Below are 25496 nucleotides of genomic sequence, written 5' to 3'. Positions count from 1 at the left end.
GACGAGGGACAAGCGGGATTACTCGAGAACGTCGATCGCGTCATCGCCGTTGGGAACCGCACAGAGGAACGCACCCGGGGAATCGCCGTCGTTTCGGTACCAGTGGACCGCACCTGCCGGGATGAGGAGCGCATCGCCCGCGGAGACGGTGTGTTCCTCCCCGTCGATTCCGACGGTGTACTGGCCTTCGAGGACGTACTGCTCGTGTTCGATTTCGTTCGTGTGTTTCGGCACGGACGCGCCCGGTTCCAACTCGAATCGCCGGATCGCGAGGTTTGGCGCGCCGTCCTCGGGGCCGATGAGGACGCTCTTTCGGAAGCCTTCACCGGCGTCGACGGTGTGGTACTCGATCGATTCTGCTCGTTTGATCACTGGTTGTAGTGTCTCGGACATACGAACGACCACGGCCCCTGACGTCTTGGGAGTTACTCCTTCGGAGACGGAGAGAGTGCGACCCGTTCTCGGAGCCACGCCTCCGCATCGGCGAGTGACTCGGGATCCGTCCCGCTGACTTTCAGGCGGTTGTGTCCCGCCTCTCGGTCCGGGTAACAGCCGACGCGGACGCCGAAACGCTGTTGAACCTCGTCGAGACGTCCGATGAGGTTCGCCTCCGGCTCCTGCGTGTACAGAAAGCGCGTGTCGACGTCCCCGTCGAACTCCTCGGCGACGTCCTCGAACATCCGTTTCATCTCGGAGGGGATTCCGGGGAGAACGTAGACGTTTTCGAGGACACAGCCCGGCGACAGCCCGGCGTTGTTCAACAGCGGTCGCGCTCCCTCGGGTATCTCCGCCTCCGCGGAGATATCGACGTCGAGATCCGGATACGCGTCCGCGATCGATTCGAGGTGGCGCTCCACGTCAGCACGCGCGAGGTCGTTCTCGACGAGGTCGCGGTCGAACGCCGACGCGACGCCGTCCATCGTTATGTCGTCGGGCGTCCCGCCGAGCCCGCCGGTCACGATGACGGCGTCGAACTGGTCGCTGTATCGCCGCGTCGCCTCGGCGATCACCGCCGTCTCGTCGGGGACGGTCAGCACGCGTTTCACCGTCACGCCGCGCTCGGCGAGTCGGGCACCGATCCACGTCGCGTTCGTGTTCGCCGTATCCCCGGCGAGAAGTTCGTCGCCGACGGTCAATAGGGCCGCGTTCATATCTTATCGCAGGCCCGCCAATATAAAAAGGGACTCGGCGTTCACGACGGTGTGGCCGGTAGTTCGGCCCGTTCGAGCTGCCCGAACTCGGCCTTCCGGTGACAGGCCGGGCAGAGACAAACGACGTTTTCGAGGTGGTGCGCGTCGAACTCAGTCGCCACCGGCGTCTCGACGGACGCGCGGACCGGAACGATGTGGTGGACGTCGAGGTTGCGGCCCAGTTCGGCCTTCGTCGCCCCACAGACCACGCACGCGTGGCCGTCCCGTTCGAGTGCCAGCTTCCTGACGCGTTGCCAGCCTCGGCCGTAGTTCTGCGTCGACCCGCCCTTCCAGTTTGGGTGACCCTCCCCGGTGAACGTCTCCGAGAGCCACTCGTACAGGCAGTCGTCGCTGCAGAGGAGGTGCTCTCCGGTGAGGTTCTTCGATTGTCGAACGACCGTCGAACCGCAGTGGTCACAGTCGAACTCCCGTGTCCCCGGTCTATCGGGGATGCTTTTCGCCAGCGATATCTGGTCGATATCTCCACTGTTCATCCCCGACATACGTGCTGCAGTACAATCCCCGCTTCTCAGACGGATAATATTCGAACTCCGCCGAACAGATCACACACTTCGTCGTTTCTTTGCCACCTTTCCAGTTCGGGTGGTTCTTTCCCTCGAACGAGTCCCAAGCATCCAGACACTCTTTTGAACAGTACCGTTTTTCCTACGGCGAGTGAAACTCGGCATCGCAGTAGTCACAGGTCCGGTTCGGTAACTGCTCTCCATGTACGCGACTGTGGTGGACACCGAATCCCCGTCTAGTTTCGAACGAACCCTCGCACGATGGGCACTGATGCATCGCATCGGTTAATCCACCATTCGCAGAAAAATCTTCGTGAGACAGTACTCACCGACATAAATTATGGAAAATTTATCAGTCCGGGTGCGGGAATTGAACCCACGTCCCAGCCACCACAAGGCTGGAGGATACCACTACCCCAACCCGGACACGCAACTGAACATAAGCCAAGTCGGGCGTATATACGTTTCGTCTTTTCCAGACGCGTGCAAGAGAGGCGCACACGCCGTCCGTGGGTTTTTCAACGGTGACCGACTACGCTCGAACGTGGCGATAACGGACAAAATATACGTTAAAAATCACCGACAGCTCGCCTCGCAGTTGGAGACGAGTTTCCCGAAGAGCGCCTTCTCCGGGGCGACGCTCGATATCCTCTTTTCGGGCGACGGGATCGCGAAACTCGATGACGCCTCACGGGATCGGGTCCTCGAATTCGCCGAGGATTTCCTCGATTGTGACTGTCAGGGCCACCCCCACTGCGGGTGTCCCGAGCGGACGTTCGTCGCCTACCTGCTCGAACTCAGGGCACAGGGACTCGGCCCCGAGGCCATCGTCGACGTGATGGGCGATGACTACATGCTGTACGCATACCCGGGCGATGTACTCTCGTTCCTGGACGACTCCGTCAGGACGCTCGAAGCGGCCGAGCGGCTGGCGGACGTCGACGGTCAGAAAGAAGCGGGCGAGCGGATCGAACGGCGAAAGCGGGAGCTATCGCGGTAGCGAAAGTGGGTCTTACCCGAGTCTGAAGGGCTCTTCTTCGCTCTCGTCCCCGTCGAGATCTTCGAGCTGGATGATGTCCTCGGCCTCTTGCTCTTCGACCTGCTGGCTGAGTCGCGTCACGTACTGTTTGTACTCGTCGAGCTGTTCGCGGAGGTGTTCAGCCTCTAACTCCAGCCGTTCGTGTTCGCGAACGAAACTCTTGGGAACCTCAACCTTCGGAGGGAAGCTCTCGGCTGCGGACGCGGTTTCCGAGGCGCTGCCGGCCTTGAGCTCGTGTTCGGGGACGACACGGACCTGCCCGTCGTGAGCAACGAGGGTGTCCACGTAGTCGCGGAACACGGCCGAGAGGGAGATATCCCGCTCCTCCGCGATCTCTCGGAGGGTCTCGAACGCCTCTTCGTTGACCCGAAAGGAGATCGTCTTGTTCTTGTTGCCCATCGTTGTCACAATTCGTGATCCCACCCATATAAGCGTTCGTCAGACGCGTGTCCGCCGGTCGATGCGAGTCGACGGTCGCACGGCCACGATCAACAGGCCGGACTGACGTGGTCGACCCGTACGTCGAACTCGCCGCTCGCTTCGAGATCTTCGTTGCGTATCCGAAGCGTGTGCTCGCCGCTCGAACCGATCTCGACCAGCTCGTAGATCAGTTCGGCAGGCCCCTCCTCGAGAACGAGGGTCCCCTCAGGGTCTTCCAGGTGGACCGTCGGTCGCGCACCCTCCCCCAACGACTCGATGATCATGTCGAGCGTCCATCCCTCGTTCAGTTCGAACGCGTATGTCAACGCGTCGCCCGCCGCGACGGTCTCGGTCGTGTCGACGAGCACGTCTTGCTCACACTCACCATCCGTGTCGTCACCGGTTTCCCCTCCGTTTCCTCCATTGCCCCCACCATCGGTGTCGTTCTCGTTCCCGCTACAGCCGGCGGTCGCTGCGACGATCACGGTGGTCATCGAGAGCAGTGTACGTCGTTTCATAACACTCGAATCACTACGCGCCCCTTGGTAATGGATATGATCGTGGGAAGTATTCGAGCGCGAGACACTCACGGTCCGTGTTCGCGGACCCCTTCGATGCCCCAACGAAAAGGCCTATTCCAGCGAGCGTCGACTACTCGACAATGAGCGTGGATCTCGCCTTCGACGAGAACGAGTTGTTACCGGCGATCGCACAGGACACCCACAGCGGTGACGTGTTGATGTTGGCCTACGTCACACGGGAGGCGCTCGAACGAAGCCGCGAGACGAACGAGGCACACTACTACTCGCGGAGCCGCGACGAACTCTGGCACAAGGGCGGATCCAGCGGCCACGTCCAGCGGATCGAGGAGATCCGAATCGACTGCGACGGCGACGCGATACTCTATCTCGTCGAGCAGGAGGGTGGAGCCTGTCACACGGGCTATGAGAGCTGTTTCTATCGAACGCTCGACGGAGAGATCGTCGGCGACCGGGTGTTCGATCCGGACGACGTGTACGAGTGATCCGACGATGAACGACGCAGACGTGATCGCGACCGCCGCGGCTGCCACCGAGGACCTCCGAGCCACCGCAGCGCGGATCGAACGGCTCCGTTCGGAACTGGCCGACGAAGGGCTCGATCGGGAGGAACTAGAGACGGTCGCCGACGCGTACCGGTCGGTCGAGGCGGTGCTGGATCGCTGGGAGGAGCGAGCGACGGACTGGGACGACTTCGAGGGGTACGTCAAGTTCCGGAACGATCTGGCGGAAACCCTCGAATCGATCCCCGACGACGTTCCGGAACGGGACGCGTTCGTCGACGCCGACGACTGCGTCAAAACTGGCGGCGTCTCGAAATCCCTTCGATCGGGGGATTTCGACGCCGCGCGGGAGGCGCTCGCGCCGGCGAGGCGGTACGCGGGGCTTCGGGCGGACCTAGAATCGGCAAGCGAGAAGCACCGGGCGGCGAAACGGCGCGCCGGGGAGCAACGACGCGCGCTCCGCGAACGGATCCGGACGCTCGAGCGGCTCGCGGAGTTGGGTGAAGCTGATCTCGGCGCGCCGATCGACCGTCTCCACGGCCCGATCGAGGCCTATAACGCACGAGTCGCGGAGGCCTTCGAGACCTTCCGGCGCGAGGCGACCGCTGAAACGTTCCTCGAATTCGTCGATGGTGCCGCACACACACCGTTCGTCGATTACGAAGCGCCACCGGCCGAACTACTCGAATACGTTCGAAGCCGGGACGCGGGGGAGTATCCGATCGAGAAGTTCCTCGAGTACGCGACGTACTCCCCGTCGAAGCTCACCCACTACGTCGACGACGCGGATCTGCTGAAACGGCGCGTGGCGACGAACCGGACCTACCTCGAACGGCTGTCGGCGGAGCCACTCAACGTCGAGTGGCCGCCGGAGACGGCCGAACGGCTCCGGTTTCGGATCGACGAGCTCGTCGGAATCGTCGGGCGGCTCGGCGACGAGACGGCGGTCGCGACGCTCCGTGAGATACGGTCCCTGACGCGCGATGACGAATACGAACGGATACGTCGGGCCGCGCGCGCCGCCGAAGAGCTCACTGAGAAACAGCAAGAACGACTCGAACGCGGCGAGGTCGAAGAAGCGCTCGGAACCGCTCGGGAGGCGCTCGAAACTCTCGAATCCAGTCTCGACGAACACACGGACTGAACGGCTCGAACCCCTACGGCCGCGCCCGCTCCTGAACCGTCGCCTCGTACATCTCGTCGAGTAGCGTCTCTGCTCTCGGTTCGTCCCGCGCCTCGGCGTATAGGCGGATGAGCGGTTCCGTTCCGCTCGGTCGAACGAGCACCCACGCGTCGCCGTAATCGAGGCGGTAGCCGTCGATTGTCGTCAACTCGGCGTCGGCCGCGCGGGCGTGGGTCTCTGCCGCGTCCAGCATCGCCTCGCGCTCGTCAGGATCGTCGAACGTGAAGTTTCGGCGAACGTTGACGTAGCCGTCGTACGCGGCGGCGACCTCGCTGGCGGGCCGGTCGACGAGGAGATCGAGAAACCGAGCCGCCGTGTACGCTCCGTCGCGGGCGATCCGATACTCGGGGAAGAGGATTCCACCGTTGCCCTCCCCCGCTACCGGAATCGGGGTTCGATCGCCGCGGAGCTCTCGTATCCGCGTGATGAGATACGTACTCCCGATCGGCGTCAGTTCCAGATCGGCATCCGCATCGTCGACGATATCGACGATTCGCTGTGAGACGTTGACGGCCGAAACGGCGGTGTCACCGGCGTCGAGTTCCGCGGCAGCGAGCGCGGCGAAAGACGCTTCACCGCCGATGTGAGCACCGTTCTCGTCGACGAAGATCGCGCGGTCGGCGTCGCCGTCGTGGGCGATACCGACGTCGACGTCGGTCACGCGCACGAGCCGTCGGAGATCGTCGAGGTTGCCGGCGACCGGTTCGGGGTCACGACCGGGGAAGTGACCGTCGGGCTGGGCGTTGACCGTCACGACTCGACAGCCCAGTTTCCGGAAAAACTGCGGGCTCGTGAGACAGCCGGCGCCGTGACCGGGATCGAGCGCGACGGTGAGGTCGGCTTCGGCTATCCGGTCACGTCGTCCCTCGGCGTCGAGTCTCGCGAGGAGTTCGCGAACGTACTCGTCCGGTGCGCTCTCGACTCGTCGAGTCGCACCCACGTCGGCGTATCCGACAGAGGCGGCGTCCGGGCCGGACAGTTCGGCCTCGATGCGTTCGAGCGTCCGTTCGGGGAGTTCGATCCCGTCGCTACCGATCAGTTTGACACCGTTGTACTCCGGGGGATTGTGACTGGCGGTGATCATCACGACCGGAACGCCGTGGCGCTCGGCGTACGCCTGCGCACCCGGCGTGGGGACGATCCCGAGACGGTCGACGGAGACGCCGGCTGACGCCAGATTCCCGGCCGCGATATCGGCGAGCATACGGCCAGTCGTGCGCGTATCCCGTGCGATAGCGATCGTTTCGGCGTCGAGAACCCGACCGGCGGCGGACGCGACCTGTCCGACGAACGGCACCGTCAGCCCATCGCCGACGACGCCGCGAACCCCGCTCGATCCGAATACATCCATGTCAGCACCTTGTCGGCGAACATCAAAGGGATTCCGACACCTGATCCGGAGTCGAACGCGAACGGCACACCGTCGGAGGATGGAGGGCAAAAGCGTCAGCGGTTCGCAGATGAACCGAGAGGGCGCGACCACTTTACGTTAAACGCCACCCCATCGTTCGTATACCGAACGGTGTTCGAATCTTCGGACTCGTCTCGAGAGGCGAAACGTTCAGAACATCGGCGGCACAAGCGGCAAAAGATGCGGTCACCGGAACCGACTCCCACCGATGTCGAGGCCATCGCGGACATCCTACGAAAGCGCGCGCCACTGTTGGAACTGCTCGCGGATGCGCCACGCGACCAGCGCGACCTCCGCGACGGACTCGACGTCTCGCGTTCGACCGTCTACAAGTCGTTACAGCGCCTTCAGAAAGCGGGACTCATCACCGAGGAGAACGGACGGTACGCACTGACCGGCTTCGGTCGACTCGCCTGGCAGCGCCACGACGACTACATCGCCCGGCTTAGCCGCCTCGACGCCGGACGAAGACTCATCGAGACCCTTCCCGACGATCAACAGCTACCGCCGACGCTGTTCGAACACGGGCGGATCGCCGTTCCGGGACGACACGCGCCCGAGCGGCCCTTGGATCGGTTGTCGAATCTCGGCGAGCGGGCCGACCACCTCCGAGTGCTCTCGCCGTCGGGGATGCCCCGGTTCCTCGGCGACATTCACGCGAACGTCGAGGCGGACGAGCAGACCGCGACTATCGTCACCGAAGTCGATGCGATGACTCGATTGGAATCCAGCTACGAACGATTCGGCGAGGCGGTGACCGCGGACGGACTCGATCTATACAGCGTTTCCGAGGAACTCCCCTACGCGCTCGTCCTGTTCGATTCGGACACGCTCGGGCTATTCGGCTACGAGGATGGACTGCTCGTCGGCGCGGCGTTCACCGACTGTCGAGACGTTCTCGCATGGGGAGAGCGTACCTTCGAGCGCATATTCGATTGCGCGGAGCGAATATAAACGCTTTCGGTGTCGACACTCCGAAAGGAAGCATGAGCGATGAGGACAGCAGTCTCACCGAAAAGCGCGTCTTCGCCGGGGGGGACGAGGCGACGACTGCGTTCGTCGCCTCCGAGTTTGGACTCGCCCGAGTCGCGGTCTCTGACGACATCGTCGGGGAGTTCTCGCTCGAACACCGCGGCGAAACGACGGCGGTTGCGTCCGACGGAAGACGCCTCGCGGTCGGGACGCCGGACGACGTGTTTGTCGGAGACGATGACGGGTTCTACGGGACCGACTTCGGAGCCGCGGTCGCCGTCGACTACCACGACAGCCTCGTCGCGTCCGATGGAGAACGCGTCGCACGGTACGACGGAGCCTGGGAGACTGTGGCGGAGATCGACGGGGTCCGGGCCATCGACGGCGACATGGTCGCCGCAACGTCGGGCGTCCACCGATTGGATGGAACCCACGTCGGACTCGAAGCGGTTCGGGACGTTTCGAGCGCCGGAACGCCGCTTGCCGGGACCGCCGAGGGATTGTACTACCTCGCCAACGGCTGGATGCGTTCGATCGATGGCTCCTTCACGTGCGTTTCGAGCGACGGCGATCGGGCTCACGCGGCGACGCGTGAGACGCTCTATGCGCGCTCTTCGGGAGGGACGTGGACGGCAGTTGCACTTCCGGTCGATGGGTCGATCGTCGACATCGCATGCGGCGACGGCGTCTACGCCGTCACGGCCGACGGCGTCTTCCTCGCGAACGTCGGTGACGGCTGGCGACACCGGTCCCTCGGCCTCTCGGGCGTCTCGGGGATCGCAGTCGTATAGCTCATCTCAGCCCGTGAGCTCGGTATCACGATCCCTCGGATAGCGCTGTTCGGCGACCGCGAAGGCGAGCGTACTCGCGAGACCCAGGAAGGTTCCGGTCGTCAGCGTTACCGCGAGATACGACAGTCCGGCGAACGGGAGCGCGGCGAAGAAGGCGCTCATCCCGTGGAGAACGATGGAGATGGCGACGACGTAGAACGGCGCGTTGAGATAGCGCCACTCGAAGCCACCGCTGAGATACTCGTCGGTGATCCGCCCGAGTGCAGCGACGACGCCGGCGGCGGCGATCCACTGGACGGCTCCGTAGACGAACGCCGCGACGGTCTGAACCGGCTCGGAGTCGGTTTCGACGAGCGCCTCCGTCGCTTCGATCCCGCCTACGACGCCGACGATAACGAGCGCCGTCGCAACGATGTACGTGATGAGCTGGACGCGACCCGAAAAGAGCCCGACGCGCACGCGTTCGAGCGTCCGGTCGATCGTGTCCTCGAGACCCAGCCCGCGAAAGAGGATGTATAACCCCAACAGCGCCGAAATAACGCCGAGCGACGAGCCCGGGAGACCGATCATCTCCGCGAGGATCGAAATCGGGTAGATCAAAAGCAGGATGCCGAGCGGAATGAGGATCGTCCCGCGCGTTTCCGGGTCCGCGAGCACTTGTTTGAACGTGTAGTACATCGATTCGAGGTCCTGAGCCTGTCTGACGACGACGCGCCGAACGCCGTCGATCGGCACTCGCGATCGGATGACGGGCAGCACGCTCTCGTCTTGAGCGCCGTCGGTGACAACGATGGCTTTGACGTCCTCGCCCGTCGACAGAGATGCGAGAACGGTGTCGACCTCCTCGCCGACCTTCCGATTCGCGGAGACGTCGGATTTCACCGTTCCGGTGACGATCGCCACCTCGACGGACTCGTCTTCGATGCTATCGTGGAGGTGGACGCCCTGAAAACAGACGTTCACGTCCGAATCCTCGGGGTCAGCAGTTGCGAGCGCGACGGCGGCCTTCTCGACGGCATCGCGGCCGATGACGGGCGTGTCGAACGCTGTCTTCCGGCCGAGGTCGTCGTCGAGATCGACACAGAGGATGAGAAGCATCGCTCGTTACAGGTCGTTTCACGCCGTAGGTTAAGTCCCTTCCCCCGCGCTGTACTGCTATCGCCATCGGCGCCTGAGCCGCGCTAGCGGGCGACGTTCGCGAACCATCATGTATAGATACGCACCAGGAAGGGCGACAAGGAGGACCGAGAAGAGAACGACGAGCAGCTCGGGACCGCTGAAAAGGGCGGGCATATCAGGGATCACCGATCCCCGCGCCGAACGCCGAGAGATCGCTTTGGATGCCCGCGACCATCGTCGACTTTCGGCGAAGGTCGGCCATCGAGACGGGGAGTCGGGGAACGAGTTCGCTGACGGCACCGTGGAAGCTCTCTGCGACGGCCGGTTCGCTCTCGACGGCATCGCGGATCGACTCGCGGATCTGCCAGACTCCGACGGGTGCCCAGTACTCGTTGGTCGCGTGGCGGACGACGAACACCTTCGCCTGCCGAGCTAGCTCCGAAAGCGCCTCGAGGACGCCGAGGCGAGCGGCGTAGTACGCGCCGGAGGTCTCCTCGACGTAGCCGCGCCGCCCCTCATACCCCTCACCGTCGGCCGCCATGTAGAGGTGACCGTTCGGATCGGGGTTCCAGATGCTGCCCGGCGCCTTCAGCTCGATTAGTTCGAACTCCCACTCGCCGGGCGTGGCGACGACCCAGTACTCGTTGCCCATGTAGTCGGCGTGCCACACCAGCGTTTGGTCGATCGAGGACGCGTTACGGATCGTCCCGCGGAGATACTGGCCGATGGTGTCGTCGACGGCGGTGATCGACCACCGAGTCGGGACGAGTCGACGGTGATCACCCTGGCCGAGCGCGCCGACCGACAGGACGTTGTTGATCTGATACACGTCGAACCCGCGCCGGTAGAGATACGTCATCGCTCCCTCGGCGCGCCAATCGTCGTCCGAGAGCGTCTTCTCGATCGCCCGCGGTACCGACGGGTTCTCCGTCACGCGCGCGCTATCGGCACCGACACGTGGGCCGCGCGGTGCGGCGATATCCTCGAGCGTGCCGTCGAGAGCGAACCCCGGGCGGCCGTCTAGCCCCAACTCGATATCGACCGGGCGATCCGCGATCGCAACCTCGCGTTGGGTGCCGACGAACCCGTCCCACACGTCGTACACGTCGACGTTCGAGCGTCGCGTCGAGTTCAACAGACCCGTCCGGCGTTCAAAAACGTCTTCGATTTGGTACCCGCGTCGGTACCACTCGCCGGTCGTCGCGTAGTCGGCGGCGGCGTCCTCGTCACCGACGGGAGAGAGGAGGCCCGCCGATACGTTCGGATAGCTCGATCGGCCGACGAACACCGAGGGGGCGGTCGAGCCGACCAGTGTCTCACCCGAGAGCGTCTCGTCGAATCTGGTTCGGGCGTCGTCGAGGAACTCCGTGACAGCGTACGACTTCTCCTCGGCGAGCTTTCGGAGTTCGACCGACTCGTCGCGGTCGAGGTCGTCGACGTACTCGTCGAGGCGCATGCGTGACGTTCGGGGCCGACCGTAAAATGCTATTCGGGCGTGCGAAGCTTGCGACCGGAACCCCTAACCCGGCCCGTCGGGGAGCGAAACACATGCCCGTCATCGAGTGCGATCCCGACAGCGTCCGAGAGCGTCTGGAAGCCGAGGGCGTGGAGATCCGTCCGGGTAACACCGAGCACGAACGTTGGCGGGCCGAACGCGATGGGGCCACGGCGGTCGCCTACGAAGGGTCGGTCGTCGTGCAAGGGACCGATCCCGCACGACTGGTTGCGCTCATCGAGGAGGGCGGCGGCCGGGCGCACGTCTACTTCGACGGCGCCTCGCGCGGGAATCCGGGACCGGCCGCAATCGGCTGGGTGATCGTGACCAGCGATGGGATTGTGGCCGAGGGATCGGAGCGGATCGGCCGCGCGACGAACAACCAAGCGGAGTACGAGGCGCTCATCGATGCGCTCGAGGTCGCCGCCGAGTACGGCTTCGACGAGCTCGTCGTAAAGGGCGACGCACAGCTTATCATCAAGCAGGTCCGCGGGGAGTGGAACGCGAACGATCCGACGCTGCGCGAAAAGCGGGTTCGCGTCCGCGAGGTGCTCGACGGGTTCGAGAAATGGTCGATCGATCACGTTCCGCGAGAGATAAACGGCCGCGCGGACGAACTAGCGAACGAGGCACTCGATGGTTGACGAGACCCCAACACCAGATTCGGCATTGATCGACGATCACGATGGCGAGGGGTCACTTCCCCTCCCCGAGGAGGTGATCGCCCGCGCGGAGACGCTCACTCGCCGCGTCCGAAGCGCGACCGACGAAAACGAGCGGACTGCGTATCGAGACGAGCGTGAGGAACTGCTCGACGCGCACGGCTACACCGCCCGGGTTCGCGAGGGCGACACCGGCGAGACGCTCGTATTGTACCCGGTCGAGTGGGTTGAGGACGGCACGGTTCGGCTCGATCGGATCACGGACACGACTCGCGCGGTCGAGCGATCGATCTCGGGACCGGGAGCCGACGCGGATTGGGACGCGATCGACGAGCACAATCGGGCGATCGCCGCGCGCATCGAGGAGCGACACGGCGAGGTTCACGGCGCGACGGCGGCGGCGTTCGCCGACTTCATGAGCAACCACTACGCGAAGCCGATAGAGGCGGCGACCGCCGGCGAGCGCGAGGAGTTTCGGACGGAGTATTTTCCGCGAAACGCGTGGCCCTCTGAGGAACAGCGCCGTCGGATCGACGAATCGCTCCGACGAATCGTCGAGGTCGCATCCGACGGGAGCGACGGCTAATAGTTCGACTACATACGGTTCTTTTCCGCGCGCTGCGATCACGGTCGAGAGGACATCCTCGGTGAACACCGGCATGGACACGTATCGTGTCTCCTCGAACGAGATAGCGTCGCCGCTTCGGAAACCTCTTTTCGAACGCGTTCGACTCCGGACTCTCAACCGGCGAGGACGGCCCCGGATTCCGGCTTTCGATGGTGAAGGGAATCTGTGACAGGCACCGCTGGGAGCTCGCCGCGACGGGCGGCAGCGGGGATGCCCGGTTCGCGGTGACCCGACGAGACGGGTCGGAGGACGCCTACCGGTTGGATTGACCGGTGGCGACCGGACGACGGTCGGATGTCGAAAGCTCTTTGCGGCTTTCAGACGCACCGATCGAGTATGGCCGCAGCTAACCTGTGGGAGGACCTCGAAACCGGTCCGAACGCTCCCGAAGAGATCTACGCCGTCGTCGAGTGTCTCAAAGGCGAGCGAAACAAATACGAGTACGACAAGGACATTCCGGGCGTCGTACTGGATCGCGTGCTCCACTCGAACGTCCATTACCCGTCGGATTACGGCTTCATTCCGCAGTCGTACTACGACGACGAGGACCCCTTCGACGTGCTCGTGTTGGTCGAAGACCGGACGTTCCCCGGCTGCATCATCGAAGCGCGCCCGGTCGCGCTGATGAAGATGGACGACGACGGCGAGCAGGACGACAAGGTCATCGCCGTGCCGAGTGAGGATCCGCGATACGACCACGTCGACGACATCGACGACCTCCCTCAACAGACGCTCGACGAGATTGCCGAGTTCTTCGAGACGTACAAGAACCTCGAAGAGGGCAAAGAGGTCGAAACGCAGGGCTGGGAGGACAAACAGGCGGCGATGGACGCGATCGAGCACGCCCAAGACCTCTACGAGAAACACTTCGGCTGATCGGTCTGGTTGTGGATCGACTCGAATCGACAACAGCCCCCTTTCGACGCAGGGTGTCAAGGGTGTGTGGCGAGCGAAGACAGGCGGGGCGACGTTGGGGACGTTCGCGGAAACGGTAATCGGAGCGAATAATTCGGGGTAATTCGAACAACGGGCATCCATTCGACCGTAGGCGCGTGACATATTACCCCAGGTAATCTAACTTGCACGTATATTCATTATGATTATGCTATGATATTTATGCCGTCGGATCGTATCGAGAAGTATGGAGACGAAACGTAAACAGGCTCGACGGACGGACACGTTCGGGGTCCACCACCTGACGGTCGTTCCCGAAAACTTCGAGCCGGAGGCGGGGGGGTCCGATGGGGCGGACGAAGGGGACCGAAGCGCCGAATCGGACGATAGATAAGGCCGACAGAACGTGCGGGGGACTCGACGCACGCACGGATTGCCGGTGTCGACGACCCGAGTCCCGATTGTCCGTGGAAACGAAACTTCTTGTAGCTTCCTCTCGCAGACAGGGATATGGGACTGTTCGACCGGCTTCGTGGCGGGAGCGGACCGCGGGTCGCCTTTTTTGGCATCGACGGCGTACCGTACTCACTGGTCGCCGACAACGAGGAAACGTTCGAAAACCTGAACGACTTCGCGTCCGGCGGCATGATCGATTCGATCGTGCCACCGGAATCAAGCGCCTGCTGGCCGGCGCTGACGACGGGCGTCAATCCCGGTGGAACCGGCGTCTACGGCTTTCAGGACCGCGAAGTCGACAGCTACGATACGTACGTCCCTATGGGGCAGGACGTACAGGCGACTCGGCTGTGGTCGAGAGTCGACGCCGCGGGCGGGGAAGCGACAGTAATGAACGTACCCGTCACGTTCCCGCCGGATCGGGACATCCAGCGGATGGTCAGCGGCTTCCTCTCTCCGGGCGTCGAAAAAGCGGCCTATCCCAACGAACTCCGGGAAACGCTCGAGGAACTCGACTACAAGATCGACGTGAACGCCAAACTCGGTCACCAAGACGACAAGTCGAAGTTCATCGAAGACGCCCACCGAACGCTCGACGCCCGCTTCGAGGCGTTCAAGCACTACGTCGAACAGGACGACTGGAGCCTCTTTTTCGGCGTCTTCATGACGACGGACCGGGTCAACCACTTCCTGTTCAAAGATTACGCCCAAAACGGCGAGTACAAAGCGGAGTTCCTCGAATTTTACGCGAAGCTCGACCGGTATCTCGGCGAGCTTCGGAAGATGCTCGACGACGACACGACGATGATCGTCGCGTCCGACCACGGCTTCACGACGCTCGACCACGAGGTCAAATGTAACGTCTGGTTGGACGAAAACGGCTGGCTCTCCTTCGACGGTGAGGACCACGAGAAACTCAGCGACATCTCCGACGATACACGAGCGTACTCGCTCATCCCCGGACGATTCTACATTAACCTCGAAGGTCGCGAACCACGCGGATCGGTCGCAAAAAGCGAGTACGAGTCGGTTCGAGCCGAACTGAAAGAAGAGCTCGAAGCGTTCGAGGGGCCGGACGGGCGACCCGTCGCGGATCGAGTGGTGACAAAGGAGGACGCCTTCCGCGGCAAACACGACGAGATCGCCCCCGACCTCGTCGTCATCCCGAACGACGGATTCGATCTCAAAGCGGGCTTCCGCGGCAGCGGCGAAGTCTTCGGGATCGGTCCACGAAACGGGATGCATAGCTTCGAGAACGCCTGTCTGTTTATCGACGACAAGAGCGCGAAGGTCGAGAATGCGGACCTGTACGATATTGCCCCGACGATCTTGGAGTTACTCGACGTCGATACCGACCGCGGCGACTTCGACGGCGCATCGCTCGTGTGAGCGGTCTCGGAGGATTCGCCTCGACTGACGGTCAAGGGCCGCCCGAATATTTATAAACGATTGGGAACCACCCGACCGTGTGTCACAGGACGATCGCGGTCACGACCGAGAATCCGTAGAGCGCCGCTTGGCGGCGATCGAACGCGCGGTTTCGACCGACGAACCGCTCGAGCGAACCGATCGGATCGAGGAGTTAGAGACTCGCATCGACGAGTTGGAGGCCGCCGTACAGGCGCTCCGCGGCTACGTCGGCTCCGTCAGGGCCGTCAACGACGATATCGAGCGACGAGCCGACCGAGCGCTTCGGACGGCGAAAGCCGTCGAACGAAACGTCGCGCCGACTCGCCCGATTGGTTCGAACCCCGATTCAAAACAGGAGGCGGAGGATGAAAGACCGCGTTCGACGCCGATTCAGAAGCTCCGCAAGCGGCTGTGATCCGCGTCGTCCTCGCAGTGGTACTGGGATCTGCACTGTTCGGCGTCGCCTTGCCGAGCGCCGAGCACGCCGACCGAGACCGAGCCACTGCGCTTGCACTCGACGAACTCGAACGGGTGAACGAGGCCGCGAGCCGACTCGCCGCCGAAAACGACCCCGTCGATCCGTCCGAAACGCCGCCGGCGACGACCGTCACGCTCGACCCGCCGCAGCCGATGTTCGTCGATCCGGGGCGGATCCGAATCGGGGCCGACGAACTCCGGTGGCTCCCGCCCCGTGGGCGAAATCGGACGATCGAGCCAACGGCGCCGTTGCACGTCGAAACGCCGATCGTCGTTTCGGAACGGGCGCGCGTGCGGCTGTCGCTGGTTCGACTCGGCCGCAGTACGATGATTCGAGTGCGCCTCGATCGGACGAGGGTTTAAGTTCGAAGCCGCGGCCAGACCCCCCCATGTTCACTCGCTTGCTCTCGTCCGAGGGCGAATGCCGCTGTGAGCCGACGTTTCGCGCCGATCTACTCAGCATCGACAGCAACGAATGTCCCGGCGGTGGTCGACTGACGGAGGAAGCGACGTGCCGTCGAACCGTCATCGAGGCGCTCGAACGTCGAGACGTCGAATCCGTCTGTACGAGATCGGACGGGTTCGAGCGGGCCTACGAGGACGAGGCGGCGGCGTTGCTCGTCGCTGCCGGGCGGTTCGCCGAGGCGGCGGGATTTCACGACGGGGCGCTCGCCGATCGCGCCCGGGAGGATCCGCTCGGCGCGGCGCGGACGGCGGTCGGACGCGACGGGGGCCTCTCGGATCTGGTCGCCGAAACCGGGTTGGCCACGTTTCTCGGTGGCGACTACCCGACGGTTCTCCGCCCACAGATCGGTCCCGCGGTCGCCAGATCCCGAGTCGCGATGGAACCACCGGCGGACGCGACGCTTCGAGATCGGTACGAACTCGACACCGGGGCGATCGTCCGCCGGTACGAGCGTGCGGGAACGGGGACCTACCACCTCACTCCTGCCGAGCACCGCCTCGATCCCGAGGAGACATCGACGCTCGCGGCTGCGCACGCCAGGCTGGCCCGTGGGGAGGTCGAAGGGGGCGAGCGGGCGGCGTCCCGAGCGGTCCGGTCGGTCGCGACAGAGGACCAATCGGTCGGCGTCTTGGCCGCGGCTCTCGAAAAACACACACGCGGCCTCGGCGTCCTCGACGACTGTTTCGCCGATCCGGGCGTGGCCGACGTGTTCGCAACGGCGCCCGTGGCCGACAACCGTCTCCGAGTGCGCTGTGACGGAACGACGCTACTGTCGAACATCAGGCTGACCGAAGACGGCGTCGCGGCGCTGGCGTCGCGGTTTCGTCGATCGAGCGGACGCGCGTTCTCGCAGGCGAGTCCGACGCTCGATGCGACCGCAGACGCGGGCGGTCGACGAATCCGGATCGCCGGCGTCACCGACCCGGTGAGCGACGGCACCGGGTTCACCTTCCGGGCACACGACGAGGAAGCGTTCCGGATCGCCGATCTCGTCGAGAACGGAACGCTATCGGCCGAGATAGCGGCGTTCCTCTCGATCACGACGGACCGCGGCGCGGCGACGCTCGTCGCCGGGGCTCGAGGCGCCGGAAAGACGACACTTCTCAGCGCCCTACTGTGGGAAATTCCATCGGACGTCCGAACGGTCGCGATCGAGGATACGGCCGAACTCCCCGTCTCGGAGCTTCAACGCGACGACCGCGACGTACAACCGTTGCGAGTAACGGAAGGCGACGGGATGTCCATCGGGGCGTCCGATGCCCTCCGAACCGCGCTCCGGCTCGGCGATGGGGCGCTCGTCGTCGGGGAAGTTCGCGGAGAGGAAGCCAAAGTGCTCTACGAGGCGATGCGGGTCGGTGCGGCCGACGGCACCGTGCTCGGTACGATCCACGGCGGAGGCGGCGAATCGGTCAGAGAGCGCGTCGTCACGGATCTCGGCGTCGAGGAGTCGGCGTTCGCCGACACCGATCTCGTCGTGACGCTCGAAGCGTACGACGAGGCCGGGACCCGACGGCGTCGAGTACGGTCGGTCGAGGCGGTCCGTAGAACGCCGAACGGAGTCGCGTTCGAATCGCTGTACGATCCGGAGACGGAGACGTTCGACGGGGCAGACAGCCGTCTACTCGAAGAACTTTCTACACCGACCGAGACCGCAGGGGACGTTTGGGCGGATATGCACGATCGAACCGCCGACTTGGAGGTGTGATTCCCGTGCCTTCCGGCGGGTCTCGCTTACTAGGCGAAGTCGCAGAGCTATCGCCACGATCGTCGCCACCGGACGCAATCCGGACCGTCGAACCCTTTCTGAACGAAGATTCGAGAACGCTGTCTGCCGCGACCGACGGCGTCGGGATCGTGGTCGGGGGAGTGGTAGCCGCGGTGGCGATCGCCACCGGAGAGCCGTCGCTGTTCGTCGTCGCCGTCGGTGGAGGGTACGGCGCGGCCATGTTCGCTCGCGGGGGCGTGTTGGCGGTCGCCAATGCCCGCCGGAGCCGAACGCTCGGAACGGCACCGACCCTGGTCAGTCGTGCAGTGCTCCGGATGCGGATCACGCCGACGGCCGAAGAGGCCGCAGGCTTCGCCGCCGGGACCGACGGTCGACTCGGGAACCGTCTGGCGGATCACGTCGGACGGGCTCGTGGAACCCCGAACTCCGGTCTCGGTTCGTTCGCGGAATCGTGGCGGAAGCGGTTTCCAGCGCTGTATCGTTCGTTGACGCTCGTCGAAGCTGCCTCGAACGCGCCTGCAGGTGAGCGGGATCGAACGCTCGATCGAGCGATGGACACGATCTTAGACGGGACGCGAGATCGGGCCAGAGAAGCGGCCAACGCGCTTCGCGGTCCATCGACGGCGGTGTACGCGTTCGGTGTTCTCCTCCCGCTCGCGCTCGTCAGCGTTTTGCCGGCGGCGGGTGCGGCGGGTGTCGACGCCACGCTTCCTGCCATCGTCGCGGTGTACGATTTCATCCTCCCCATCGGGCTGGTGTGTACGAGTGGGTGGCTGCTCGCCAACCGCCCGGTCGCGTTTCCGCCGATACCGGTCGATTCCGAGGTGGCGACACATCCCGCACTTTACGTGGGGACGAGTATCGTTGTCGGTGCGGGTTCAGCTGCCGCTTCTCACTTCCTGTTGCCCGAATGGACCGTCCCCCTCGCGACGGTGGGAGTCGGCGTCGGCGTCGCCCTCATCGTGCGGCACCGACCGATCGTCGCAGTCAGAGAGCGGGCTGAGGAACTCGAAGCGACGCTTTCGGACGCGCTCTATCTCGTGGGGCGGCGCGTCTCCGAGGGGATCGCCGTCGAACAGGCGGTCGCCGACTCCGCTGGGGAACTGGATGGAATCGCCGGCGAAACGTTCGAGGCGGCGGCCAAACGACAGCGCCAGCTCCGAATCGGCGTTGAAGCCGCGTTCATCGGGGAGTACGGAGCACTCGAGGACCTACCCAGCCAGCGCGCGGAGAGTGCGGCTCGCTTGCTCGGGATGGCGGCGGGTGCCGGAACACCAGCCGGTCGGGCACTCGTCGAGACGGCCGATCACCTCGACGAGCTTCGACGAGTCGAGCGCGACGCGAGACAGGATCTCAGCCGAGTGACGTCGACGCTTTCGAACACGGCCGCGTTCTTCGGGCCGCTCGTCGGCGGGGCGACCGTCGCACTCGCAGACAGCGTCGGGGCGACCGACGCTTTGGGTGGAAGTTCCCCCGAGACTGCCAGCCTCGGAATCGCGGTCGGCGTATACGTGCTGCTCATGGCCGCGATACTCACCGGGCTCTCGACGGGGCTACAGCATGGGATCGATCGAGCTACGGTCGGCTACCGGATAGGGATCGCCCTCTGTACGGCGACCGTGACGTATTTAGTGGCGGTTTCTGTCACGTCTGCGGTCTCCGGAGGTTTATAACCGATGACGGGGGCAGACCCTCCATGTTCGACGTCCCGTTGGATGCGTGGTACGTGTGGATCGGATTGGCGATCGTCAGCAGCACCGCGTTTGGCGTGGCGACTGCCCTCCCGTCGGCTGCACCGCCCGACGCGGAGGGAGCGGCGCGAACGGTCGACGGCGTGGCTGCAAGCGAGCATGAAGCCGTCGGGAAACACCCACTCTCGAACGCGGAGACCGTCCGAGTCGGCACGGACTCGATCTCGGTTCGGGGAGCGGGTGGAACCGAACACGCGTCGTTCGGGTACGGTCCCGTCGTTCCCGTGTTGCAGGATACGGAGCTTCGGAGCCTGCTCCTCGGTGAGCTACCCCATCGGATCTTCGAGAGTCCGGAACAGTTCGATGGGGCGATCCGTCACGCTCAGCTAGCGGATCAACGGTGGCAGGGTGCCGACCGGTTGATCGTCCGTCGCGTTCAGTGGGAGGGAACGGATGCTGTCCTCGTCGGATAGAGGACAGACGGAGCCACTCGCCGCACTCGTGGCGGTCGTCGCACTCGGAGTCGGACTCTCGATATACGTTGGGGTACTCGATTCGACGCTCACCTCGCTGGCGGGCGGCGACGACATGGCACCGATCGCGGCCGAAACGCTCGTAGCCGAGGCATCGTCCTTCGGCGTCGTTCAGCCGCCCCTCGGAGCGGCCGTAGACGCCGCACGCCCGAACGGGCATGCGATGAATGTGACTCTCCAAGCCAACTCGGGAACGTGGGTTGAAGGTCCGGCGAGGACCGACGTTGCGGACTGTGTGAAGCGGATGGTGAGCGTTCGAACCGCTCCCGGTACCGTTCGACCGGGAACCGTGGAGGTGTGTGTATGGCCCGAGCGGTAAGCACGGTGTTAGACGTGGCGCTGTGTCTCCTGCTGGTCGGCGTCGCTGTGGGTACGCTCACGGCGGCAATTCCGAACGAACGGGCGGCGATGACGGTCGACAGTGATTCGATCGCGAACTCGGTGCTAACCGAAACGGCCGCGGTATCGAGCGAAGAACACGAAATCGCACACGCGACGCTCGCCGAGCATCTCGCCCAGGCGACCGTGTTGAACGCGACGTTGGACGGGGAGCGACTCACCGATTCACCGTATCCGGATGCCGTCCGGCACACCGTCGAGGAGCGAACCGAGAGTAGAGTCCACATCACGGCGCGATGGGAACCGTATCCGGAGTCGCCCCTGCGGAGTACGGTCGAAGCGGGACCGACACCTCCTTCGACGGCCGACACGGCCGCAACGAGCGTGCGAATCGATGGCGGAATGGCAACAGCGGGATCACCATCGTCGTTCCGTTCGCTCGCCGAATCCATAGCCAGCGCGTACGTTGACCGACTCTTCCCACCGGAGCGGACCAGGGTCCGACTCGTCGACTCCAGGACCGCGACAGCGACGGGGGATCGATATAGAGAGATGGCCGGGGTCGTGGGAACTGACATCGAACCGCCGATTACCGATGCATCGTCGAGACGGGCGAACGAGCGTCTCAAAGCGCAACTGACCGGCCGAATCGAAGACGATCTACGAACGGCGTATGAAACGATCGAGTCGGTACCGAACGGGACGGTCGCAAGCGACGTACAGATCGTAGTCAGGCGGTGGGAACGATGAGCGATCGTGGCCGGGTTCCCTTCGCACTCGTCGGCGTGTTGCTCGTGCTCACCAGCACGACGATTGCCGTAACGACTGTGACACAGCAGACGAACGAATCGCCACACGTCGATGCCGCAATGGACGGCACGACCGCCGCCGCAGTGACAGAACTCCGAGGGGCGGCCGACGACGCCGCACAGGAAGCTTCGGCCGCGCCAGTCACAAAGCCGAACGACACGCCAGCAGGCCGTGCACTAGACGACGACCACCCGTTCAGAGATGCGCTCAAATTACGGATATACCTGCGCGTCGTCGAACGGATCGACGGGACCGAAACGACTCGGGGACCGGTGACGGCGACGGCCGCTCTGCCGACGGTCGAACCGACCACGGACGGCTACCGACGTGCCATAGGGCGAGTCGACATCGAACGTGCCGGTGAGGACGACGCAGCAATGCGGGTGAAAATCGACGGTGTGCGGCTGTCGGCCGTCAGGGATGGCCGAACTGTCGCGACAGTCGAACGATCGCCGGAGTTCGTCGTCGCGAACCCGGTTCTCGCCCTCCACGACCGGACCGAGCAATTCGAGCGTCGGGCGAACGCGCCGGTGACGAGACGCGGACTCGGACAGCGGTTGACGACGCGGCTCTATCCCATCGCTTGGATGCGAGGTTACGCCCAGTACGGCGGCGCACCGATCTCGACGGTGCTCGGAACGCGCCACGTCGAATTCGCGACGAACGGCGCGCTGCTCGCCGAACAGCGAGCGGTCTTCGGTGAGGCCGATCCGGACGGTGATCGCGGCGTTTCGGCCGCCGGAGGGCGCGTGGTAAACACCGATATCATCGCGGGAGTCGGTGGCGACGAGGAGTGGCACGACGAGGTGTTGGGGTCCACCGACGAGTTCCGGGAGGACCGACCAGCCGAGCGACCGGTCGGAACCTGGTTCGACGAGCCGGAAGATCCATCCGTCACCGTCGGCGTCAACGCGTCGGCGGATCACGCCTTCGCCGATGCGATCGGCGTTCGCGGTCGCGATCGGGTTGGGAGCGTCGTCGATCGAGCACACACGGTCGAATCGAGAGTCGTAATCTCATCGGATCTCCGGGGTCGGAGCCGGTGGGGCGGCGTCGAACCGGGCGGGAATTGGACGCTCGCGTCGATGGGGACGCGGAAGCGAACGACCATCGACCGGGTCAGTAACTGGGGGCCCCACGACATGAACTGGGAGACGGTAGACGGCGGAACGTTCGACGTGACGAGAACACGGACGACAACACGACGGTGGAAACACGGTAACGAGACGAAGATGACGAGTGAGACTCGAAGGCGGACCTATCGCGTCGAGGTCGCCGCTCAAGCTCGGACCGTCCCGGTCGAAGGCGTTCCGGCCGGGCGGCTGGACGGCCACCTCCGAGGTGCGACCGACCGCGCTGTCGACGACGCACTCGACGGAGTTGGGGGACTCGATGGAGCGGCCCGGAGCGCAGCGCGAGGGAGCGCAGTTCGATCGACCGGGAGGGCGACCGCGTCACCGGCTATCGATCGAGCCACATTGGAGTCCGATCTCGGGACGGTCAGGGACCGGAGTCGGGAGATCAGCGTGACGCTTCCGGCACCCGCAGTCGGGACCGGACGGGCGAATCCCCCGGAACAGTTACGCGAGACGATGGCGGACCGACGCGGAGAACTGCTGATCGATGCGGATCGAACGACACGCGAGCGGGCGATTCGTGCGGCGCGGCTCGAATATCTCGACTCGCTCGATTCGGAGCTCGAAACCCGAACGGGTGCGTTCGACGATACGAGCGCTGGAATCGGCGACGCGATCGGTGAACATCTCGACGCCGACCGACTCGATGGTGCGTTGGGCGCCCACAGGGCGGCGTCGAATCCATCGGCCGCGCCGATGACCGATCCGGCCGGAAATCTCACCATGGCAGTCGACACGGCGCCGTCGTATCTGACGACGAGCGAAGTGACCCGTGACCGGATCGACGAGCGTGGGGGCGGAACGATCTACCCGCTCTCGACGCGGAGTATCAACGTCTTCAGTTCACCACACGGACAGGTTTCGAGCGGCATCTTCGATCGGATCCCGTTTCTCGACACCGAGCGCGTCCCGCTGTCGACAGCGGCGCGGACACTGGCAGCGGCCGACGGGTATGACCGACACGGCGACCTCGAACGCGAGGTCGAGTCTTCGACGAGACACGTCCGCGGAGAACTGGTCGCCGAGCTGGTCGATATCGGCGTCTCGGAACACGACGCGAGGCGCGCACTCCGAACGGACGCATCTACCGCCGAGGAAGCGCTCATGCTGACGAACGGGACGACGGTCGAACGGGCGGCCGAATCGATCGACGGACCGGCCACGACGGAACGGATCGAGCTTCGGTTGCGGACGCGCCTCGATTCAGAGCTTGAGGAAACCGCAGCACGTCCGACGGAGGCGACGACGACGAACGCACAACAGCAGCTTCAACGGGAGTACAGAACGAAGCTCGAGGATCTGCTCGCTGACGGCGTCGAGGCCGCGGAGGAGCGCGAGCGAAAGGATGCGCTCGGCGAACGCCTGGGTGCGATTCCCGCGGGACTTCCGGTCGCACCGATTCCGGGATACTGGTACGCGACGGCGAACGTCTGGTACGTGACGATCGACGGACAGTACGAGCGATTCGCCGTCCGGACAAACCGGGGCGACGGAGTCGGATCGACAGCGTACCTGCGGGACAACCGAACGGCGTGGGTCACCCACGGCAGCGAATCGAAACAGCTCGGAACGGCAGAGCCGGTCTCGTTTCGGACCCAAACCGCAGTCGTCGTGGTCGTTCCACCGGGTCCACGCGGTGTCGGGGACACCGACGGGGAACCGTACAAGCACTCCCCGGGATGGGAATCGTAATCGACGGCCCGAACGCTACTTCAACCGGGAGACCGAACAGTGAGTATGCTCCACGAAGTTGACTCACCGGGGGATCGAACGCCGGTTGAACTCTACGAACTGTATCTCGAGTCGATCGTCGCGGCGATCACCGAACACGGCGTCGAGACGGTCGCAGAACGATCCGGCGTCGATGAGGAGGTGCTACGCGAGCTGGTCGACGGTGGTGAAGCCGAACTGACGCTCGAGGAGGCGGCAGCGATCCTGTCGCTCGTCGATGAGACGGGCGACGCCGAAACGATCGCGATGATAGCTAGGGACGAACTGCTCATGGGGATGACGACGGCGGTACTGGACGTCGAAGCCGTCGAGTCCGGCCTCGACGGTGAACTCGAAGCCCGCGAGATCCAATCGAAAATAGAGGGCCGGTTCCCGATGACGCTGCGGGAGTTCGCCCTGTTGTATCAGTACATCGACGGGGCACGGTAAGGATGCAGGTGGGGATCCTCGGTTGCGGGTACGTCGGACTCGAGCTCGCCCGACAGCTCTCCGAGGAGCACGACTTGATCGGCGTCCGACGGTCCGCGGACGGACTCGCCGCGGTCAAGGCCGCCGGCGCGACGGCGATCAAGGCCGACGTTACCGACCGGACGTCCCTCGAATCGATTCCGGACGTGGACGCACTCGTGTTCGCGGCGTCGTCGGGGGGCCGTGGAGCGGCGGCCGCCGAGCGAGTCTACGTCGATGGCCTCCGGACGGTCGTCGAGGAATTCGGCGAGCGTGACACGACGCCGGATCGATTGATATACACGTCGAGTACGGGAGTGTACGGCGATCACGGCGGCGACTGGGTGGACGAAGAAACGCCGCTATCGCCGACGACCGACAAGACGCGAGTGCTCGCCGAAGCCGAACGGATCGCCCGCGAACTCGCGCCGAAGTACGGGATCGACGGGGGTGTCGCGCGGTTCGCCGGACTCTACGGGCCGGACCGTTACCGATTGGACCGGTACGTGAACGGACCGGTGACGGATGGATATCTAAATATGATTCACCGCGACGACGCCGCCGGAATCGTCCGGTTCATGCTGGAATCCACCGACGAGGAATTGCTGTTGGCCGTCGACGACGAACCGGTCGATAAGTGGTCGTTCGCCGATTGGTTGGCCGACGCATGCGGCGTCGAGCGTCCGCCGAAGCGAACGAAACCCGAACGCCTCGACGACAAAGGGCTTTCGGACGCCGCTCGCCGACGGATCCTAACGAGCAAGCGATGTTCGAACGATCGAGTCCGCGAATTGGGATATACGTTCACTTACCCGACGTACCGAGAGGGGTACCGAGCAGCCATCGACGACTACCGTCGCGGACAATGATTCGGGAGCAACCGCAGACGGTGCCGCAAACACGG

Annotated in this window: 28 protein-coding genes and 1 tRNA gene; 20 read left to right on the top strand and 9 right to left on the bottom strand. The window is 64.3% G+C overall.

The window, feature by feature from the left end:
• Nucleotides 1-18 precede the first annotated feature (18 nt).
• The 4 genes from R6U53_RS03855 to R6U53_RS03840 form a co-directional block, all read right to left on the bottom strand.
• Nucleotides 19-393: a cupin domain-containing protein gene (locus tag R6U53_RS03855; RefSeq protein WP_410321048.1), complete on the bottom strand. Its 375-nt coding sequence runs from the start codon at nucleotides 391-393 to the stop codon at nucleotides 19-21.
• A gap of 32 nt (nucleotides 394-425) precedes the next feature.
• Nucleotides 426-1151 (bottom strand): competence/damage-inducible protein A, encoded by a 726-nt coding sequence (locus tag R6U53_RS03850; RefSeq protein WP_410321047.1) that lies wholly within the window; start codon nucleotides 1149-1151, stop codon nucleotides 426-428.
• A gap of 41 nt (nucleotides 1152-1192) precedes the next feature.
• Nucleotides 1193-1684: an HNH endonuclease gene (locus tag R6U53_RS03845; RefSeq protein WP_410321046.1), complete on the bottom strand. Its 492-nt coding sequence runs from the start codon at nucleotides 1682-1684 to the stop codon at nucleotides 1193-1195.
• Nucleotides 1685-2069: 385 nt separating this feature from the next.
• A tRNA-His gene (locus tag R6U53_RS03840) sits at nucleotides 2070-2140 on the bottom strand.
• Between the two features lie 118 nt (nucleotides 2141-2258).
• Here R6U53_RS03840 and R6U53_RS03835 point away from each other — a divergent pair.
• Nucleotides 2259-2714 (top strand): DUF5814 domain-containing protein, encoded by a 456-nt coding sequence (locus tag R6U53_RS03835; RefSeq protein WP_410321045.1) that lies wholly within the window; start codon nucleotides 2259-2261, stop codon nucleotides 2712-2714.
• Nucleotides 2715-2726: 12 nt separating this feature from the next.
• Here the strand turns inward: R6U53_RS03835 and R6U53_RS03830 are convergent, their stop codons facing one another.
• Nucleotides 2727-3152: a ribbon-helix-helix protein, CopG family gene (locus tag R6U53_RS03830; protein ID WP_410321044.1), complete on the bottom strand. Its 426-nt coding sequence runs from the start codon at nucleotides 3150-3152 to the stop codon at nucleotides 2727-2729.
• 89 nt (nucleotides 3153-3241) lie between these two features.
• The gene (locus R6U53_RS03825) at nucleotides 3242-3691 is read right to left on the bottom strand and encodes a hypothetical protein (RefSeq protein WP_410321043.1); all 450 of its coding nucleotides are present in this window, start codon (nucleotides 3689-3691) and stop codon (nucleotides 3242-3244) included.
• 143 nt (nucleotides 3692-3834) lie between these two features.
• On the opposite strand from R6U53_RS03825, the gene hisI reads away from it, so the two are divergent.
• Nucleotides 3835-4197 (top strand): phosphoribosyl-AMP cyclohydrolase, encoded by a 363-nt coding sequence (hisI, locus tag R6U53_RS03820; RefSeq protein WP_410321042.1) that lies wholly within the window; start codon nucleotides 3835-3837, stop codon nucleotides 4195-4197.
• A 7-nt stretch (nucleotides 4198-4204) separates the two neighbouring features.
• A complete protein-coding gene (locus R6U53_RS03815) occupies nucleotides 4205-5359 on the top strand; it encodes a hypothetical protein (RefSeq protein WP_410321041.1) in 1155 nt (384 codons plus the stop codon).
• 13 nt (nucleotides 5360-5372) lie between these two features.
• Here the strand turns inward: R6U53_RS03815 and glmM are convergent, their stop codons facing one another.
• The gene (gene glmM, locus R6U53_RS03810; protein WP_410321040.1) at nucleotides 5373-6749 is read right to left on the bottom strand and encodes a phosphoglucosamine mutase; all 1377 of its coding nucleotides are present in this window, start codon (nucleotides 6747-6749) and stop codon (nucleotides 5373-5375) included.
• 240 nt (nucleotides 6750-6989) lie between these two features.
• Here glmM and R6U53_RS03805 point away from each other — a divergent pair, with 240 nt between their 5' ends.
• A complete protein-coding gene (locus R6U53_RS03805; protein WP_410321039.1) occupies nucleotides 6990-7763 on the top strand; it encodes a helix-turn-helix transcriptional regulator in 774 nt (257 codons plus the stop codon).
• 32 nt (nucleotides 7764-7795) lie between these two features.
• A complete protein-coding gene (locus R6U53_RS03800) occupies nucleotides 7796-8572 on the top strand; it encodes a hypothetical protein (RefSeq protein ID WP_410321038.1) in 777 nt (258 codons plus the stop codon).
• 6 nt (nucleotides 8573-8578) lie between these two features.
• On the opposite strand, the gene R6U53_RS03795 is transcribed toward R6U53_RS03800, so the two are convergent.
• Together R6U53_RS03795 and nreA are read right to left on the bottom strand one after the other, a co-directional pair.
• Nucleotides 8579-9670: a DUF373 family protein gene (locus R6U53_RS03795; protein WP_410321037.1), complete on the bottom strand. Its 1092-nt coding sequence runs from the start codon at nucleotides 9668-9670 to the stop codon at nucleotides 8579-8581.
• Between the two features lie 196 nt (nucleotides 9671-9866).
• Nucleotides 9867-11147 (bottom strand): DNA repair protein NreA, encoded by a 1281-nt coding sequence (nreA, locus tag R6U53_RS03790; protein ID WP_410321036.1) that lies wholly within the window; start codon nucleotides 11145-11147, stop codon nucleotides 9867-9869.
• A gap of 92 nt (nucleotides 11148-11239) precedes the next feature.
• Here nreA and rnhA point away from each other — a divergent pair, with 92 nt between their 5' ends.
• The 15 genes from rnhA (at nucleotide 11240) to R6U53_RS03715 (ending at nucleotide 25461) form a co-directional block, all read left to right on the top strand.
• The gene (gene rnhA, locus R6U53_RS03785) at nucleotides 11240-11830 is read left to right on the top strand and encodes a ribonuclease HI (protein ID WP_410321035.1); all 591 of its coding nucleotides are present in this window, start codon (nucleotides 11240-11242) and stop codon (nucleotides 11828-11830) included.
• A complete protein-coding gene (locus R6U53_RS03780; RefSeq protein WP_410321034.1) occupies nucleotides 11823-12434 on the top strand; it encodes a rnhA operon protein in 612 nt (203 codons plus the stop codon). The genes rnhA and R6U53_RS03780 overlap by 8 nt, the downstream gene beginning before the upstream one ends.
• A gap of 378 nt (nucleotides 12435-12812) precedes the next feature.
• Complete coding sequence (locus R6U53_RS03775; RefSeq protein ID WP_410321033.1) at nucleotides 12813-13352, top strand: inorganic diphosphatase; 540 nt, start codon at nucleotides 12813-12815, stop codon at nucleotides 13350-13352.
• Between the two features lie 265 nt (nucleotides 13353-13617).
• On the top strand, nucleotides 13618-13764 hold the full coding sequence (locus R6U53_RS03770; RefSeq protein WP_410321032.1) for a hypothetical protein: 147 nt from the start codon (nucleotides 13618-13620) through the stop codon (nucleotides 13762-13764).
• A gap of 116 nt (nucleotides 13765-13880) precedes the next feature.
• Nucleotides 13881-15215, top strand: a complete 1335-nt coding sequence (locus R6U53_RS03765; protein ID WP_410321031.1) for an alkaline phosphatase family protein — start codon at nucleotides 13881-13883, stop codon at nucleotides 15213-15215.
• Nucleotides 15216-15294: 79 nt separating this feature from the next.
• The gene (locus tag R6U53_RS03760; RefSeq protein ID WP_410321030.1) at nucleotides 15295-15651 is read left to right on the top strand and encodes a hypothetical protein; all 357 of its coding nucleotides are present in this window, start codon (nucleotides 15295-15297) and stop codon (nucleotides 15649-15651) included.
• Nucleotides 15652-15668: 17 nt separating this feature from the next.
• Nucleotides 15669-16076 (top strand): hypothetical protein, encoded by a 408-nt coding sequence (locus tag R6U53_RS03755; RefSeq protein WP_410321029.1) that lies wholly within the window; start codon nucleotides 15669-15671, stop codon nucleotides 16074-16076.
• Between the two features lie 26 nt (nucleotides 16077-16102).
• Nucleotides 16103-17884, top strand: a complete 1782-nt coding sequence (locus R6U53_RS03750) for an ATPase, T2SS/T4P/T4SS family (protein WP_410321028.1) — start codon at nucleotides 16103-16105, stop codon at nucleotides 17882-17884.
• 173 nt (nucleotides 17885-18057) lie between these two features.
• Nucleotides 18058-19578, top strand: a complete 1521-nt coding sequence (locus tag R6U53_RS03745) for a type II secretion system F family protein (RefSeq protein WP_410321027.1) — start codon at nucleotides 18058-18060, stop codon at nucleotides 19576-19578.
• 23 nt (nucleotides 19579-19601) lie between these two features.
• The gene (locus R6U53_RS03740; RefSeq protein ID WP_410321026.1) at nucleotides 19602-20069 is read left to right on the top strand and encodes a hypothetical protein; all 468 of its coding nucleotides are present in this window, start codon (nucleotides 19602-19604) and stop codon (nucleotides 20067-20069) included.
• On the top strand, nucleotides 20050-20448 hold the full coding sequence (locus R6U53_RS03735) for a hypothetical protein (protein WP_410321025.1): 399 nt from the start codon (nucleotides 20050-20052) through the stop codon (nucleotides 20446-20448). The genes R6U53_RS03740 and R6U53_RS03735 overlap by 20 nt, the downstream gene beginning before the upstream one ends.
• Nucleotides 20433-21218: a hypothetical protein gene (locus R6U53_RS03730; RefSeq protein WP_410321024.1), complete on the top strand. Its 786-nt coding sequence runs from the start codon at nucleotides 20433-20435 to the stop codon at nucleotides 21216-21218. Before R6U53_RS03735 ends, R6U53_RS03730 begins: the two co-directional genes overlap by 16 nt.
• Nucleotides 21215-24106, top strand: a complete 2892-nt coding sequence (locus R6U53_RS03725; protein WP_410321023.1) for a hypothetical protein — start codon at nucleotides 21215-21217, stop codon at nucleotides 24104-24106. Before R6U53_RS03730 ends, R6U53_RS03725 begins: the two co-directional genes overlap by 4 nt.
• A 45-nt stretch (nucleotides 24107-24151) precedes the next feature.
• Complete coding sequence (locus R6U53_RS03720) at nucleotides 24152-24574, top strand: DUF5791 family protein (protein ID WP_410321022.1); 423 nt, start codon at nucleotides 24152-24154, stop codon at nucleotides 24572-24574.
• A gap of 2 nt (nucleotides 24575-24576) precedes the next feature.
• Complete coding sequence (locus tag R6U53_RS03715; RefSeq protein ID WP_410321021.1) at nucleotides 24577-25461, top strand: SDR family oxidoreductase; 885 nt, start codon at nucleotides 24577-24579, stop codon at nucleotides 25459-25461.
• Nucleotides 25462-25496 lie beyond the last annotated feature (35 nt).

Origin of the sequence: Natronomonas sp., from assembly GCF_046483325.1 — an archaeon.
In the GTDB taxonomy this organism is placed as follows: Archaea; Halobacteriota; Halobacteria; order Halobacteriales; family Haloarculaceae; genus Natronomonas.
This window is presented reverse-complemented; position numbering and strand designations above follow the sequence as displayed.